This window comes from Cuniculiplasma divulgatum, from assembly GCA_031200235.1.
Lineage (GTDB): Archaea > Thermoplasmatota > Thermoplasmata > Thermoplasmatales > Thermoplasmataceae > UBA509.
Genome location: CP133595.1, coordinates 75,631 through 89,134, shown reverse-complemented (window position 1 = coordinate 89,134; position 13,504 = coordinate 75,631). Strand labels below are relative to the sequence as shown.

The window sequence follows — 13,504 nt, the reverse complement described above, 5'->3', positions numbered from 1 at the left end:
GCATAATGCGTTTTTGACCAGACAAGGGAGTATTTCAATACTATTTTAGCCTGATACCCACAGCATGGTTTAAAGAAAATTTGAGGCAAAATAACAGGAAACATTTGATAAAACGGGGATACAAGCATCCTTTTTCGTTACAGTTGTGAAAATGATGTAGAATATTTTCAATCGGGTCAAAATTTAAAAGTTAATAGTACGCTATATCCTGTTTGGTACAACGATTTAACAGTTTTTGCGTCATTTCTGGAAAAATCTTCTAACCTATTAAGTGCAGAATCTATGATTTAACAATTTCTAACAGGTTATAATGTAATTATAAATACGGACTGAAATTAGATCAAGACATGGTAGAAGACACTAAGGGCGATACCAGTAGAGAAAATATAGCTGGCAGACTCGAGAGATTGCCTTTTAGCAGTTTCCACACAAAATTCGCGCTCATGCTCACCAGTGGAGAATGGGCTGAGAGTTTGATGCTTCTGGGAAACGGGGCTATTCTTGGTCTGGTGGCGACATATTATCATCTGACCGGTAATCTGTCAACATTTGCTTTTCCCGCATTTTTCTTTGCGGGAGAGTTTGTGGGCTCAATAGTTTTCGGTAGACTCGCGGATGCAAGGGGAAGAAGAGCGGTATTCCTGATCAACCAGCTTGTATTTGGTCTTGGAATGATAATTGCTGGTTTCATGAATTCGTGGCCTCTGATTGGAATCTTTGTGTTGATTGGAGGTATAGGTGTTGGAGGAGAATTTCCACTTGTTGACAGCTATGGAACTGAAGTTTTCACGGGTAAGAACAGGGGTGCCTGGCTTGCATTGATATACACAATAGCAGTCACTGCTGCCCCACTGATCATATTCATAACTTCAATCACACAACACATGGGATATTATTCATTCAGGATTCCTCTCTGGTTCATGGGAGCTGCAGGTATTGTTGTATGGCTCATAAGATTCAGGCTGAAGGAGTCCCCCAGGTGGCTGGCAAATCATGGAAAGCTTGAGGAAGCAGAAACCATGATGGATAAGATAGAAGCCGAGGTCAAGAAAAGTGCAGGACTCAAAGAGCTTCCACCTGTAACTGATACGCTTGAAGTGCCAGTTCGTGTATCAAAATACAAGGATATTTTTGCTCCAGACGTGCGGAAGACAACCATAATGATGGCAATTTTCATGTTCTTCCAGTCTGGCATCTTCTATGGCTTTGTGACATTTGCGCCCGGCCTTGTAACAGTGTCTTTCCCAAAAAGTGATCCTCTGGGAGCAGCCGCAGTGATATTCTCGGGCTTTGTATTCGGCAGCATATTCAACATATTCATAATCGACAAGATTGAAAGAAAGTGGGGAATAATCCTCTTTGCAGTACTTGGTGGAGTATTCGGAACATTCTTCGCTATCATACATGGGCTGGATGAGGTCGTCATATTCGGTTTCCTGACTGCCTTTATGCTGTGGAACTTCTCAAACTTCATGCACCAGTACAATGCAGAGATATTCCCAACAAGGGTAAGGACTACAGCTGCAGGCTTTGTTTACTCTATAAGCAGGATATCCACAACAATACTGGTGCTGTTCATAGCAGTATTCATAGGATCTAAGAATGCACCAGGAATATTCGCCTTCGTATGGATTCTGGTTGTGATTGTTTCAGTTGTTCTCATAGTTCTTGGTCCAAAGAGTACAAGAAAATATGTGGAACAGATAGCGAACTGAACAAACCATTTCTTATTTTATTCTGAAATTTATTCATTTAATTTTTAAGCATATTTTTTTGATCAGAATTTTAAACTGTCTATGTTTGCAGTTACAGGCAAGTGTATATGGGCAACCAGATTCCGAATGCAGAAATAACACGGGCTGTTATGGAATGTTTATGATAAATTGTGGAAATATTTGATTGAGTTTAAAGGCAGTTCTAAAATTATAGTTAAGGGCTTTGTGCATCCGTAATGGCATGCATATTACTGTAATTGCCCGGATATTTCAGTTCTGAAAGATCATCAGCGAAACATCAACCCGAGGATTTTCTTTTCCGCATTCCTGAGATGATACAGGACCGTGGGTTTTCTTATGTTAAAACGCTTTGATATATCATCAAGATTGTATTCTCTTGGCCACTGATAATAGCCGTTGCTCACGGCTGACCTCAGTATCTCCAGTTCCATTGTTGTGAGCTGCCCATACAGGGGAATATAATTTCTGTTCATCAGGGAAGCCAGGTCCTCCTGTCTGAGTCTTGAGATGGTGAAATCGTCAATATGATTCATCTTTTCTATGTTGTGGATAATTGGTTCACACTTTTCCCTGCTTGAAACAATGCAAGCTACATTCTCTATACCTGATCCAATCACCACGGGAAAAATTGGAAATCCGCCTCCGTCCACAATTGAATGTATTATTCCATGTCCCCGCTTGACAGAATTCATAATCATGAATTTGCCAACTCCATAAATATTTCTATTGATAATATCGCGCGATTGAAAATCAATCTTCTCAGGCGAGAGATCGGTTCTTGCATAGGAAAGAACAAGATTCTGGCCTCTGGACATTGGATTCACATAGGAGACGTTTACCGGGGTTTCCAGTACATCCGAAAGTTTAGAGAGTCCACAGTTGCTGTTGATCTTGATCTCACAATAGAACATTACGCATAATGTAGGATTTAGTTGGCATTATACATTTCGGTCATTGTTATATTTAACATTAAGACGGGAATAGCAACAAAATGCAGCGTTATCATCAATACTGCCACATGAATTGCGTTGTGGCTAATGAAAGTGCATTATTCGATACTTTCACTGGACAGTAATCTGGGTAATGGGGATTATGGAGATTCAGATAACGCCTTTCATCTTCATTTCCTGAATTTCCTTTGAACTGTATCCCAGATTCTGTAAAATTTCGTCTGTGTTTTCACCTAGGCCAGGTGGATTGCCTCTCATTATGCCTCCTGTAGGGGTAACGGGAACACGGATAGTCCTGTTTTCATAGGTCTCGGTTACCATTTTGGCAGAAGCCTGGGGATCGTTCAGCATATCCCATGGTTTGTTTAGTACCGCAAAGGCTATGTTCATTTTCTCAAGTCGGTTCATGAGATCGCCAATGGCTATTTTGGAGGTCTTTTCTGAAATGAGCCTGTATAGCATATCCCTCTTCTCGAACCTTTTTTCGTTACGGTCAAGGGAAGCATCACCACATACTCCAAGTTCCAGGCCGTTGCAGAAATCCCTCCACTGGTTGTCTGTGGTGACTGCTATGAAGAGAGAGCGGCCCTCTCTGGTAGGAAAGAAATCATAAATAGCCCAGGCAAAGCCCTCTTCATTGATGGGCTTGAGTTCCCTCTGGTTGATCTGATATGTTGCAATGTGCTGGCCCATGAGGAAAACTGAGCTTTCGAACAGCCCAATATCGATGTATTTTCCCACGCCGCTTTCCCTCATTTCAATCATTGCGTTCAGCACTGCAATGACACCGAACATGGCGGCACTCATGTCCACAAGGGAGCCACCCACCCTCATGGGCTTTCCGGACAGTCCTGTCATGTATGCAAGCCCGGAGTGGACTTCAATGGGGTAGTCCAGCGATTTCCTTTTTTCGTAAACGCCTTTGCCATAGCCCTTCATTGAAAGATATATGATCTTCGGGTTGCGTTTTGAAATCACCTGGTATGAAAGACCAAGCCTGTCCATTGCCCCGTACCCGAGATTATCAATTATGACTCCAGATTGTTCTGCAAGATTCAGGAAAACCTTCTTCCCCTCCTCGGATGACATATCAACTGTAAGGCTCTTCTTGTTTCTGTTATAGAAAGGGAATGCACCGGAACTGGATCCGGTGAGCCTTCTGGCAATGTCCCCATCGCCTGGCCTCTCAATCTTTATGACATCGTAGCCCAGGTCTGAGAGAATGAGACCTGCGGTTGGTCCTGCAACAATATGCCCTATCTCAAGAACCTTTATCATTGGAATTCCTCCGCCATCTTCAGTATTTTTTCTATGGTTACGGTTCGTCCGCTGCTGACAGCCTCGTCCTTGATGAGGTTTACCAGTGCTGGCAGGGATTTATCATCCACATGCCTCCCTCTGGATTCCAGTATTTCCCTGATCATTGCTTTCCCTGTGTATACATTCACCGAAACTCCGCCTCCGCTGAAAACGTCAGAGAATGCTGCATGAGTTCCTGCGGTATTGATTACAGTATTCTTCCCGTACACTGGCCTGTTGGCAATGAAGAAATCGTAACCTATTTTCTCAAGGATGAGCTCAAGCATGCTGTCATAGGCTTTTTCCAGCTTTACGATGTCAATTTCGGTTGCTATGTCCTGGGCTTCAAGAAGGCTCACAAGCGATGCGGTATCAGCAATGCCATTACGTTCCCCCATCCCGAATATTGTTGAATCTGCATATTCTGCTCCAGCTTCAATTCCGGCGATTGTGTTGGAGATTGATCCGCCAATGTCGTTGTGGCAGTGCACCTCAACCTCAACATCAAAAATTGACTTCACCAGCCTTATTATGGATCGCATTCTTGCAGGATAGCCAGATCCAGTTGTGTCAGGAAGCTGGACTACGTCAGCGCCAGCTTCTGAAACCATCCTCACCAGGTCAAGGATTTCCTTATCTGAATGGTGTATTACATCAACTACGGCAACCTCAAGTTTTCTATTCTTCCTTGATGCATAGATGATTGCCTCCTTCACTTTATCAAGATTTTCCAGCCTGAATGGAAGGTGGAGAGATATATTTGCTCCGGTCTCCGCAATTGTGTCTATGTCTGAAGTCATTGTTCTTCCCAGGGCATAGGTTTCGCTGAAGAGTTTTTCCTTTACAATCCGTTCAGTTACTTCCACCTCAGATCTATGGGCTGAAGGATAAGAAACCAGCGCCCTCTTCACGCCAGATTCTGAAATGATCTTTGCAAGTTTAAGCTTCTCCTCCATGGTGAATGAGATGCCTGGAGTTTGAAGTCCCTCCCTGAGCGTATCGTCTGTTATCATGGCTTCTTTAACCGTGGCACGTATATTAAGAAAATATCTAATCCGTTAAATTATTCAACAGAGAAAAGGTTCTATTTGCTGCAGCTAATTGATGGAAACACATCTTCCCTCATCACAGGCAAGATGGAAACAGAAGAAATGAAATCGCTCAGGCAAAATCCGGAATGAAAGAGATAAATCAATGTTTATCATCAGGCAATTTTCCCAGCTTCTTCAGAGTATGTTGTATTATTCCGCCTTCTGACAGTATATCTGCCAGAGCGCCGGAAGGTGCTTTGAACCTGATGGCCTTATGGTCGGCTGCACGGATTAATTCCCCTTTCTCCAGATAAATTTCGGCAATATCCCCTGCTTTCAGATTCAAAGGCCCAGTTATTGTTCCTATTGGAAGTCCAACGTTTACTGCATTTCTGAAAAAAATTCTTGCAAAGCTTGTGGCAAGTATCAGGGAAATTCCAAGTTCCATCAGTACCACTGGAGCCTGCTCCCTGGAGGAACCGGTTCCAAAATTTTTCCCTGCAATTATGATATCCCCCTTTGCCACGTCCTTCCAGAAGTCTGGATATATGGCCTCCATGCAATGCTTCTTCACCTCTTCTATTCTCAGATGAAGATACCCTCCGGGAGCGATGACATCGGTATCTATGTCATCTCCAAAGACAAAAATCCTGCCCATTAGAACACCTCCAGGGGGTTCACAATCTTGCCTTCCACGGCAGCTGCTGCAGCAACATAGGAATTTGCAAGATACACTTTGCTGGTGGGATCGCCCATTCTTCCCCTGAAATTCCTGTTTGTATTGGAGATGCATACCTGATCATGACCGAGCACACCCATGTGCAGGCCGGCACATGCCCCGCACGTGGGGGGAGAAACTACAGCTCCACTATCCAGGAATATCTTGATCAGTCCAAGATCCAGGGCTTTGCTGTAGATGCTTCTCGTTGCCGGCACTACGATCATAGTGACGTCCCCTCTTACATGGTTGTGTTTCAATATTTCAGCTGCTTCCTTGAGATCAGTCAGGGTCCCGTTGGCACAGTTGCCAATATATACCTGGTTGACTCTGGTGCCCTGCAGATCTGATAGGCGTTTCACGTTACCTGGGGAATAAGGGGCGGCAATCTCAGGTTCAATTGACGAAAGGTCCACAGAAAGTTCCTCAGAGATTCTGGCATCCTCATCACTCTGAATCTCCATCAGTTTTTCCTGGCTCACATCAGGCGGAAGAAAGCATGTCTTTGCGCCTGCTTCCACGGTCATGTTCGCTATGGCTAGCCTTTCGTCCATATCAAGATGTGTCCCGCTCTCAGTTCTGAATTCCATGCAGCGATAATTTGCACCGTCAACGCCGATCCTGGAAATTATGTTGAGAATAACATCCTTACCTGTGACAAACCGGTTAAATTTTCCACTCAATCTGAAAAGAATAGTTTCCGGAACCATAAACCATGTTTCCCCACTTGCAAGAAGACAGGCAAGATCAGTTGAACCCAGCCCTGCACCGAAAGCACCGTTGGCCCCAGCGGTAACGGTGTGGGAATCGGACCCCACCACAAACATTCCCGGTGTAATATCGCCTCGTTCAATGAGTAGAGTGTGCTCTATTCCCTCTCCGGCTGGGATACTCTCAACTCCATTCAGGGAAGCGAAATCTTTCATGGACAGGATGTTATTGGCGCTGGCAGAGTCCTTTGGCGGAAAGATATGATCATACACGAATAGTGTTCTCCCTCTGTATTTTAATGGAGGGTTACCAAGTTTCCGGTATGAATCCAGCATCATTGGCCCAAGTACGTCATGTACATAGACCATATCTGGACTTGCCCACAAGAAATCCCCTGAGCGGGCATCTTTGGAAGTTAACCTTGAGAATACTTTTTCTATGGCACTTTTTCCTTTGCTCCTCATTCTAGAATATAGAATGCTTAGAGATGTATAAAAAATTAGCATGATACTGGAAGACCCTTCCTCTGTGCATAACCTATTGGTATCTCTTTCCGGGTGAATAGTATTATAGAATCGCTCAATACCGGTTAAGGTGGTTACTTGGAACAACGATTGAGGTTAGGGACCTCGAATTCACTTATGATAACGGGTTTAAGGTTTTCACGGACATCAACCTTGTCGCTGAATCCGGTAAGTTTGTAGCTCTTGTTGGCCCATCCGGGGTCGGGAAGTCCACACTTCTCAGGCTTATTGGCGGTTTCCTGAAGCCAAGTTCAGGGGAAGTCAGGCTGCAGGGGAAGAGGATATTGCGGCCAACTCCTCAGGCGGTACTTGTCCATCAATCGATTGTAACATTTCCCTGGATGACAGCAATTGAGAACGTTATGCTTGCTCTAAAGCCAAGAAGGCTCCCGAAAGATGAGGCAAGGGATATGGCTCTTGTAGCTCTTGAGACTGTTGGGCTGCAAGGTTTTGAGGATCTTTACCCCAAGGAAATGAGCGGGGGCATGCGCCAGAGAGTGGCAGTGGCCAGGGCCCTTGTTGCAGATCCCCAGGTCCTGCTGATGGATGAGCCGTTCGCACATCTTGATGAGCTTACGGCAGAGGGTCTCAGGCAGGATATTTACAATATCCTGTTCAATGAAAACACACCCCTCAAGAGCGTTGTGATGGTTTCGCACAATCTCACTGAAGTAATGGAACTTGCAGACGTGATTTACGTCATTAACGGGTCGCCAGCCACCGTTGTGGCCAGGGTGGATGTGACACTTGCAAGGCCACGCAATCCACGGGATCCTGAATTTGACAGGTACCTGGACAGGCTCTACAATTACCTTACACCCAGGGGGAGGAACAAATGATTCCACTGCTGCTCATGTTTCTCGCCGTGCTAGCCACTGCAGGAAGAGTACTTGGTCTCATGCTGGCTTCGGTGGTCGTGGGCTGGTTTCTCGGATATCAAGCGGTCAAGAGCAAGGCATTCGAGAATGTATTTATTGCAGCAATTGAAGTCTTTGAATCTGTTCCGGTAATTTCATTCTTTCCAATTGTGCTGGCGCTGTTTGTGCTGGGAGTTGGCGGTCCCCTCGGAGTTGAGCTTGCAGCGGATTTCCTTGTATTCACTGCTGTAGTATGGAATATATGGATGGGTGAATATCAGGCTTTCAAGACGGTTCCCAGGGAAATGCTTGAAGTTTCGCAGAACTTCAGGTTCGGACTTCTTGACAGGTTAAGATATATATACATTCCATTTTCAGTCCCCAGGATATCGGCAAATCTTTTTCCAAGCGTTTCTGATGGGTTCTTTTACATAACAGTAAGCGAGGTATTTGCTGTGGGCATTCATACATACAGGACATTTGGTGTGGGGACTCTCCTGGATACTTATATCTCACAGGCCCTCTGGACGTATGTGTTGGAGACATTCATCGTCCTGGGAATAGTCATTGTCCTGGTCATAATCGGGCTCCGTGAATTCAGCAAGAGGGCTGTGGCGAAATACACTCTCGATACAGATATGCCAATAGTCAGGCGGGGACGGCTGAACGTGCGTGAATCCATCAGGTTCACCGCCATGGCCTCAGTGAACCCTCTCAACAGGCTTGCAAAATACAACATGGACCGTAGAAGAAGAAGGGGCACAGAACAGGATAAGTATTATGAGGAACCGCATACAAAGAATTATGGCTATATCTGGGCTGGCGTCGGCATACTGATACTTGCACTTCTTCTGTACGGCGCCTATCACATAGTAAGTTCGGTATCTGTGGCAGAATGGGGAACTCTGCTAAGGATGACGCCAACACTTCTCCTTGACCTTCTTTACGACTATGCACGTGTTGCAATAATAACTGTGGTTGCTTTTGTATTCTCAATATTCGTCGGATATTATTTCGCAATGAACTCAAGGGCAGAATCAATAGGTGTTCCTGTAATCCAGGGATTCAGTGCGTATCCGGTTCCAACTTATTTCCCATTCGTATTCCTCGCCGCAGTGCCGTTCCTGAACAGCATCTTCGGACAGTACACCAGTGATGTATTCGTCCTGTTCCTTGGTTTTATAAGCACATTTTACTATGTGTTCTACAGCTTCTGGATGGGTGTCAAGGCAATGCCTTCCGAGTACCTTGAAATCATGGACAACCTGAACCTTGGCTTCTTCCAGAAAATGCGCTTGATCATCATGCCGTCAACATTCCCGTATCTTATCAGCGGTATCTCGTCAACCATCAACAGTGCTTGGGGTGGCTTGATGATAGGTGAATTCTGGCCAGATATAGCAGGTGGTCATAGTCTGGAGGTAGCACACGGCCTCATGAAGACAATCGATGTTGCAACAAACAACGGAAATCTGGCAGTAGCGGCCTGGGCATCCCTGATTTTCGGCATAGTGGTGGCTATCTATTCCCTGGTATTCACAAGAAGGATGATGGACCTTGCAAGAAAGAAATACGTTGCAGAGGAAGGCATATACTCGGCCTGATCAGATGATAAATACCACAAAGTAAATCATTTTACGGTCTGGACAATAAAATCCTCATCGTCTTTCTTGATGAGTCCAGAATATAATCCCCACTCTATGAGTATTATCTCCAGGTCTCTCTTGCCAGATGGATTGTTATAGGTCTGTATGCCCTCCTTCTTCAGTTCATCATACAGATCTTCAATCTCAAACTTGCCCAGTTTCAAGGCAGTCTTGAAGGGCTCTACGCCAGCTATTGACTGCCTCAGTATCTCCTTTCTTTTCTTGAGGCTCGAAGCTATGTATTCCCTGCCTTTCTGCGTTACAGAGATGTCTCCCTCTGTTGCATCCACAAAGCCCAGGGTGGAAGCGGTGTACACGATGGGCATGAGATCATCAAGATCTACCTCCATTTCCTTTTCCAGTTCAAAAAGGTCCGTTTTTTCCTTGAAAATGAAGCTCAGCACATAGAGTATTCCTACTAAATCGGCAATTCTTGCATCTGGTTCTATGCTCTCCATTGTTGTTATAACGAATGGTGATGTATTTAATTACTTTTTGCGGACACAACATCTGCTTGAAAAAGCATATTTTGTAAAGTTTGTAAACAGTTCACTTTTTATCTCAGGTTGAATTTAGCGTTGAAAGGCAAAGTAACAATGAGAGACAGAAAAGATCTGATACTGGTCAGTGTCCTGGTGGGGACGCTGATGTCGGCAATCGATACCACTATTGTGATACTTGCACTCCCAACCATTACTGTGGATCTGCATGCATCCCTTGTATCCACAATCTGGGTTATACTGATTTATTTGCTGCTTCTTGCCGCTTTCACAACACAGCTTGGCAGGCTCGGGGATATATTCGGCCGGGGGAGGATGTTCAACTCGGGATTTCTTGTTTTCATAGTAGGTTCAGCTGCGTCTGGGGCTTCCCCAACAATTGATATACTGATCATTTCCCGGGGCATACAGGCCTTCGGTGCTGCACTGATGCAGGCAAACAGCAGCGCCATAGTTGCAGATAACTTCCCGCCAAGCGAAAGGGGGCGGGCTTTCGGCATAACCACAATGGGATGGAATATAGGTGGAACCCTTGGCATAGTTCTTGGGGGTATTATCACAACATTCATCGGATGGAGATACATTTTCTACATCAATGTCCCAATAGGCCTCATTGGCTTTGTGCTGGCAGTCCGCTATGTTAAGGACAATAACAGGGCGCCATCAAAGATCGACATTCCGGGCATGGCACTCCTGCTTTCCATTCTCTCCCTGATATCGTACGGTGCAACGGATATTGCTGGCCACGGTGTGGATTCATTCAATACCGTACTGGTTGTGGCCGGGCTTGCGCTGATTGCACCATTCATATATGTGGAGAAAATAGTGAAGTTCCCTGTTATAGAAATCAAGGCGTTCCGTGAGCCGAGACTCACGTTCTCCCTATTTGCTGCCCTTCTTCAGGCCCTTGGTTATTTATCGGTTATCTTCATACTCATAATGTACCTTCAGGGTATCAGGGGTTTCACTCCGCTGACCGCGTCGCTGCTACTTGTGCCAGGCTATGTGGTTGCAAGCCTCCTTGCCCCCAGGATGGGGAGGCTTTCCGATCACATTGGCGCCGGGCTTGTGGCAGGTATCGGAATATTCCTCATGGCGGCAGGAGTTCTTATCTACTTTACACTCAAGGTTAACAGCAGTCTGTATCTTGTCGTACTGGCTTCCATAATTTCAGGCATTGGGGGCGCACTATTCTGGCCATCAAACAACAGTGCAGTCATGTCAAGTGCTCCACGCCGCCTGTACGGATCGGTTTCAGGTCTCCTCAGGACACTTTCCAGCATAGGAACACTCATGAGCTACGTCATAACAATTTCGGTAGCATCCCTGGCGATCCCAAGGTATGTTGCATTCGAGGTATTTCTTGGTACAAACAAGCAGCTTACCGGGGGAGTTTCCTCACAATTCCTGGGTGGACTGCATGCCGCACTCCTGATCAGCCTCGTGCTATTGATATTTGCCGGGATTCTCTCAATCCTGAAGTCCGGGAGAAAAAAAGGCGAGACGTTCGATCCGGAGAAAGGTGAATTCAAGAAAAAAATTGATGCATCCCCGCATGGCGAGGATTAAAAATGCCCGGTTCAGATTTCAGAGAAGCTTCTGAGCTTCAAAGATCTCGTACTTTGTTGGCGGGTTTACCTGCGCAACAAGACCCTTCAGGTCATTGAGGCTAGGAGCTTCCCAGTTGCATATGGCCATTCTCTCTGAGCCTATTACATTTATTGACTTCAGGGAGAATCCCTGTGGCAATTTTCCATTCTTTGCCATTTCAACTATGCTTCCAACTACCTTGAAGGCTGCTTCCTGATTCTTTTCTTTCCATCTGTGTTCAACAATAAGATTAACCATCTTTTGTCACCAATTTATGATGTCAGGGCAAAATATATATTTATAACCGGTCTGGACCGGTCATGGAGGAAATTGATCTTAAGCTGGTGAATGATCTGCCTTTCTGCAGGGTCTCAAAAAGATTTCCTGATGCCACCATGCTGCGCTGGTGCAATTCGGCTGTGGATTATCTTGAATTTTATGCAGGTGATTCCACGCTTGACAGGATTGCTGAAGCACTACCTGAGCTTGTTTCTTCACTGAAGAGCAGGATAATATTCCAGTCAAGGAAGGTGAACAGGATTTCTGTCATGGTTGCTTGCAGGTGCACCCGCCAGAATTCCACCATAAGGATGGCTGAATTTGACAGCTGCCTGTGGAAAGCGCCTGTTCAATATGAGAATGGAGAGGAGAACCTTTCTGTGGTTTCGCTTGAGGCCGGAAATTTCAGGCAGCTTTTTGAAGATCTCAGTGCAGTGGGCACCGTGGGCATTGAAAGAAAACAGCAGATCGATCCGGAATCACTCAGGGACATATACACAATATCAATGTCGCAGCTCTTCAACCCACTGACAGGAAAGCAGATGGAATACCTGTTGAACGCAATATCTGCAGGATATTTCTCAATTCCAAGAAAAATTGACCTGGAGGAACTTGCCACACACATGGGCATATCCAAATCCACGCTTCAGGAACATGTAAGCAAGGCAACAACAAAGGTGATGTCATTTCTTGAACCTTATCTGAGGCTTTACCTGGGAATGTCCGCCGGAAAGGATGAATGAAGTTCACCATCAACAGGACATGGCTAAATTTTCTTCTGAAACACTGAAGCGTAATCAAAATCCCTGTCAAGCAGACCCTCAAGATAGTCGGGAATACTGCCATGAACTTCCATGCATGTGAATCCTTCTCCAGACAGAGATATGTGGTCATCCGGGACAATGATCTGGTAGTCATGCCCGCTGACAGTTAGGGCAATTCCGTCTCCCCCGTATCTTAAGTATCTGGCTGGAACTGAATCCACGTAACTGTACCTTATGAAAGTCCAGCCCAGGTTAAGGTACTGGATTTCCTCTCCTGACGAGATCCTTTCATCATTCATACTTTCACCCGCTGGTATTCCTTCGAAAAATGCGAATCTGGAAACAGCGGAAAATCCAAGCTTCAGGGCAAGTCCAGATGATTTCACATTGCCGTCGTGGATCAGCATTCTGACATATTCTTTACCGGAGTTCGCTGCGTATTCAATTGCAGCACTGGTCAGTTCACTTCCGATTGACATTCTACGGAAGTCAGGGTCCACCCTGAGTCCGCTGAGCCATGCGGAATTATCCGGCAGGTACTCCAGCTTCAGGAAGCCCCTGATTTCAGTTTCATCTTTCCAGAAAAAGACCTGTCCATTATCCAGATATGATGGGCCAATCCTGTTGATGTAATCCTCGTATCCGGATCTTCCAGATATTTCACTTATCTTTGGCCAGTCTGCACCAGTTGCGATCTCCACGGTCTGCATTGAAAATGTATATGAGGGTAAAATATATACAAATTTGTGAATATGCCTGGGCTCTGCCATATATGCGGGAAATCTGCGTCATTTATATGCAGGGTCTGTCATGAGCCGGTCTGCGCGGATCACATCACATCTTCTGGCATTTGCGTTGCATGTAAGGAGAGGCGTGGGGGATTGACATATCCTCACAGA

At 45.4% G+C, this 13,504-nt stretch carries 13 protein-coding genes; 5 read left to right on the top strand and 8 right to left on the bottom strand.

Annotated features, from left to right (window positions below; translation table 11 throughout):
• The first annotated feature begins 347 nt into the window (after positions 1-347).
• Positions 348-1,715: an MFS transporter gene (locus tag RE469_00435; GenBank protein ID WMT44686.1), complete on the top strand. Its 1,368-nt coding sequence runs from the start codon at positions 348-350 to the stop codon at positions 1,713-1,715.
• A gap of 287 nt (positions 1,716-2,002) precedes the next feature.
• Here the strand turns inward: RE469_00435 and RE469_00430 are convergent, their stop codons facing one another.
• The 5 genes from RE469_00430 to RE469_00410 form a co-directional block, all read right to left on the bottom strand.
• Entirely contained in the window at positions 2,003-2,647 is a 645-nt protein-coding gene (locus tag RE469_00430; GenBank protein ID WMT44685.1) for a helix-turn-helix domain-containing protein, read from the bottom strand.
• A 189-nt stretch (positions 2,648-2,836) separates the two neighbouring features.
• Positions 2,837-3,964 carry a CaiB/BaiF CoA-transferase family protein gene (locus RE469_00425; GenBank protein WMT44684.1) on the bottom strand — a complete coding sequence of 376 codons (1,128 nt, stop codon included), beginning with the start codon at positions 3,962-3,964 and terminating at the stop codon, positions 2,837-2,839.
• The gene (locus tag RE469_00420; protein WMT44683.1) at positions 3,961-4,998 is read right to left on the bottom strand and encodes a hypothetical protein; all 1,038 of its coding nucleotides are present in this window, start codon (positions 4,996-4,998) and stop codon (positions 3,961-3,963) included. Before RE469_00420 ends, RE469_00425 begins: the two co-directional genes overlap by 4 nt.
• A 178-nt stretch (positions 4,999-5,176) precedes the next feature.
• Positions 5,177-5,674, bottom strand: a complete 498-nt coding sequence (locus tag RE469_00415) for a 3-isopropylmalate dehydratase (protein WMT44682.1) — start codon at positions 5,672-5,674, stop codon at positions 5,177-5,179.
• The gene (locus tag RE469_00410; GenBank protein WMT44681.1) at positions 5,674-6,909 is read right to left on the bottom strand and encodes an aconitase/3-isopropylmalate dehydratase large subunit family protein; all 1,236 of its coding nucleotides are present in this window, start codon (positions 6,907-6,909) and stop codon (positions 5,674-5,676) included. The genes RE469_00415 and RE469_00410 overlap by 1 nt, the downstream gene beginning before the upstream one ends.
• Positions 6,910-7,019: 110 nt before the next feature.
• On the opposite strand from RE469_00410, the gene RE469_00405 reads away from it, so the two are divergent.
• A complete protein-coding gene (locus tag RE469_00405; protein ID WMT45663.1) occupies positions 7,020-7,808 on the top strand; it encodes an ABC transporter ATP-binding protein in 789 nt (262 codons plus the stop codon).
• Complete coding sequence (locus RE469_00400) at positions 7,805-9,430, top strand: ABC transporter permease subunit (protein ID WMT44680.1); 1,626 nt, start codon at positions 7,805-7,807, stop codon at positions 9,428-9,430. The genes RE469_00405 and RE469_00400 overlap by 4 nt, the downstream gene beginning before the upstream one ends.
• Before the next feature lie 26 nt (positions 9,431-9,456).
• Here RE469_00400 and RE469_00395 read toward each other — a convergent pair whose 3' ends face one another.
• A complete protein-coding gene (locus RE469_00395; GenBank protein WMT44679.1) occupies positions 9,457-9,930 on the bottom strand; it encodes an AAA-associated domain-containing protein in 474 nt (157 codons plus the stop codon).
• A gap of 138 nt (positions 9,931-10,068) precedes the next feature.
• On the opposite strand from RE469_00395, the gene RE469_00390 reads away from it, so the two are divergent.
• Positions 10,069-11,541: an MFS transporter gene (locus RE469_00390; GenBank protein ID WMT44678.1), complete on the top strand. Its 1,473-nt coding sequence runs from the start codon at positions 10,069-10,071 to the stop codon at positions 11,539-11,541.
• 18 nt (positions 11,542-11,559) lie between these two features.
• Here the strand turns inward: RE469_00390 and RE469_00385 are convergent, their stop codons facing one another.
• Entirely contained in the window at positions 11,560-11,820 is a 261-nt protein-coding gene (locus tag RE469_00385) for a hypothetical protein (protein WMT44677.1), read from the bottom strand.
• Between the two features lie 62 nt (positions 11,821-11,882).
• Between RE469_00385 and RE469_00380 the strand changes: the two genes are divergently transcribed.
• On the top strand, positions 11,883-12,584 hold the full coding sequence (locus RE469_00380; protein WMT44676.1) for a helix-turn-helix domain-containing protein: 702 nt from the start codon (positions 11,883-11,885) through the stop codon (positions 12,582-12,584).
• Positions 12,585-12,607: 23 nt separating this feature from the next.
• On the opposite strand, the gene RE469_00375 is transcribed toward RE469_00380, so the two are convergent.
• Positions 12,608-13,315 (bottom strand): GNAT family N-acetyltransferase, encoded by a 708-nt coding sequence (locus tag RE469_00375; protein WMT44675.1) that lies wholly within the window; start codon positions 13,313-13,315, stop codon positions 12,608-12,610.
• Between the last annotated feature and the right edge of the window lie 189 nt (positions 13,316-13,504).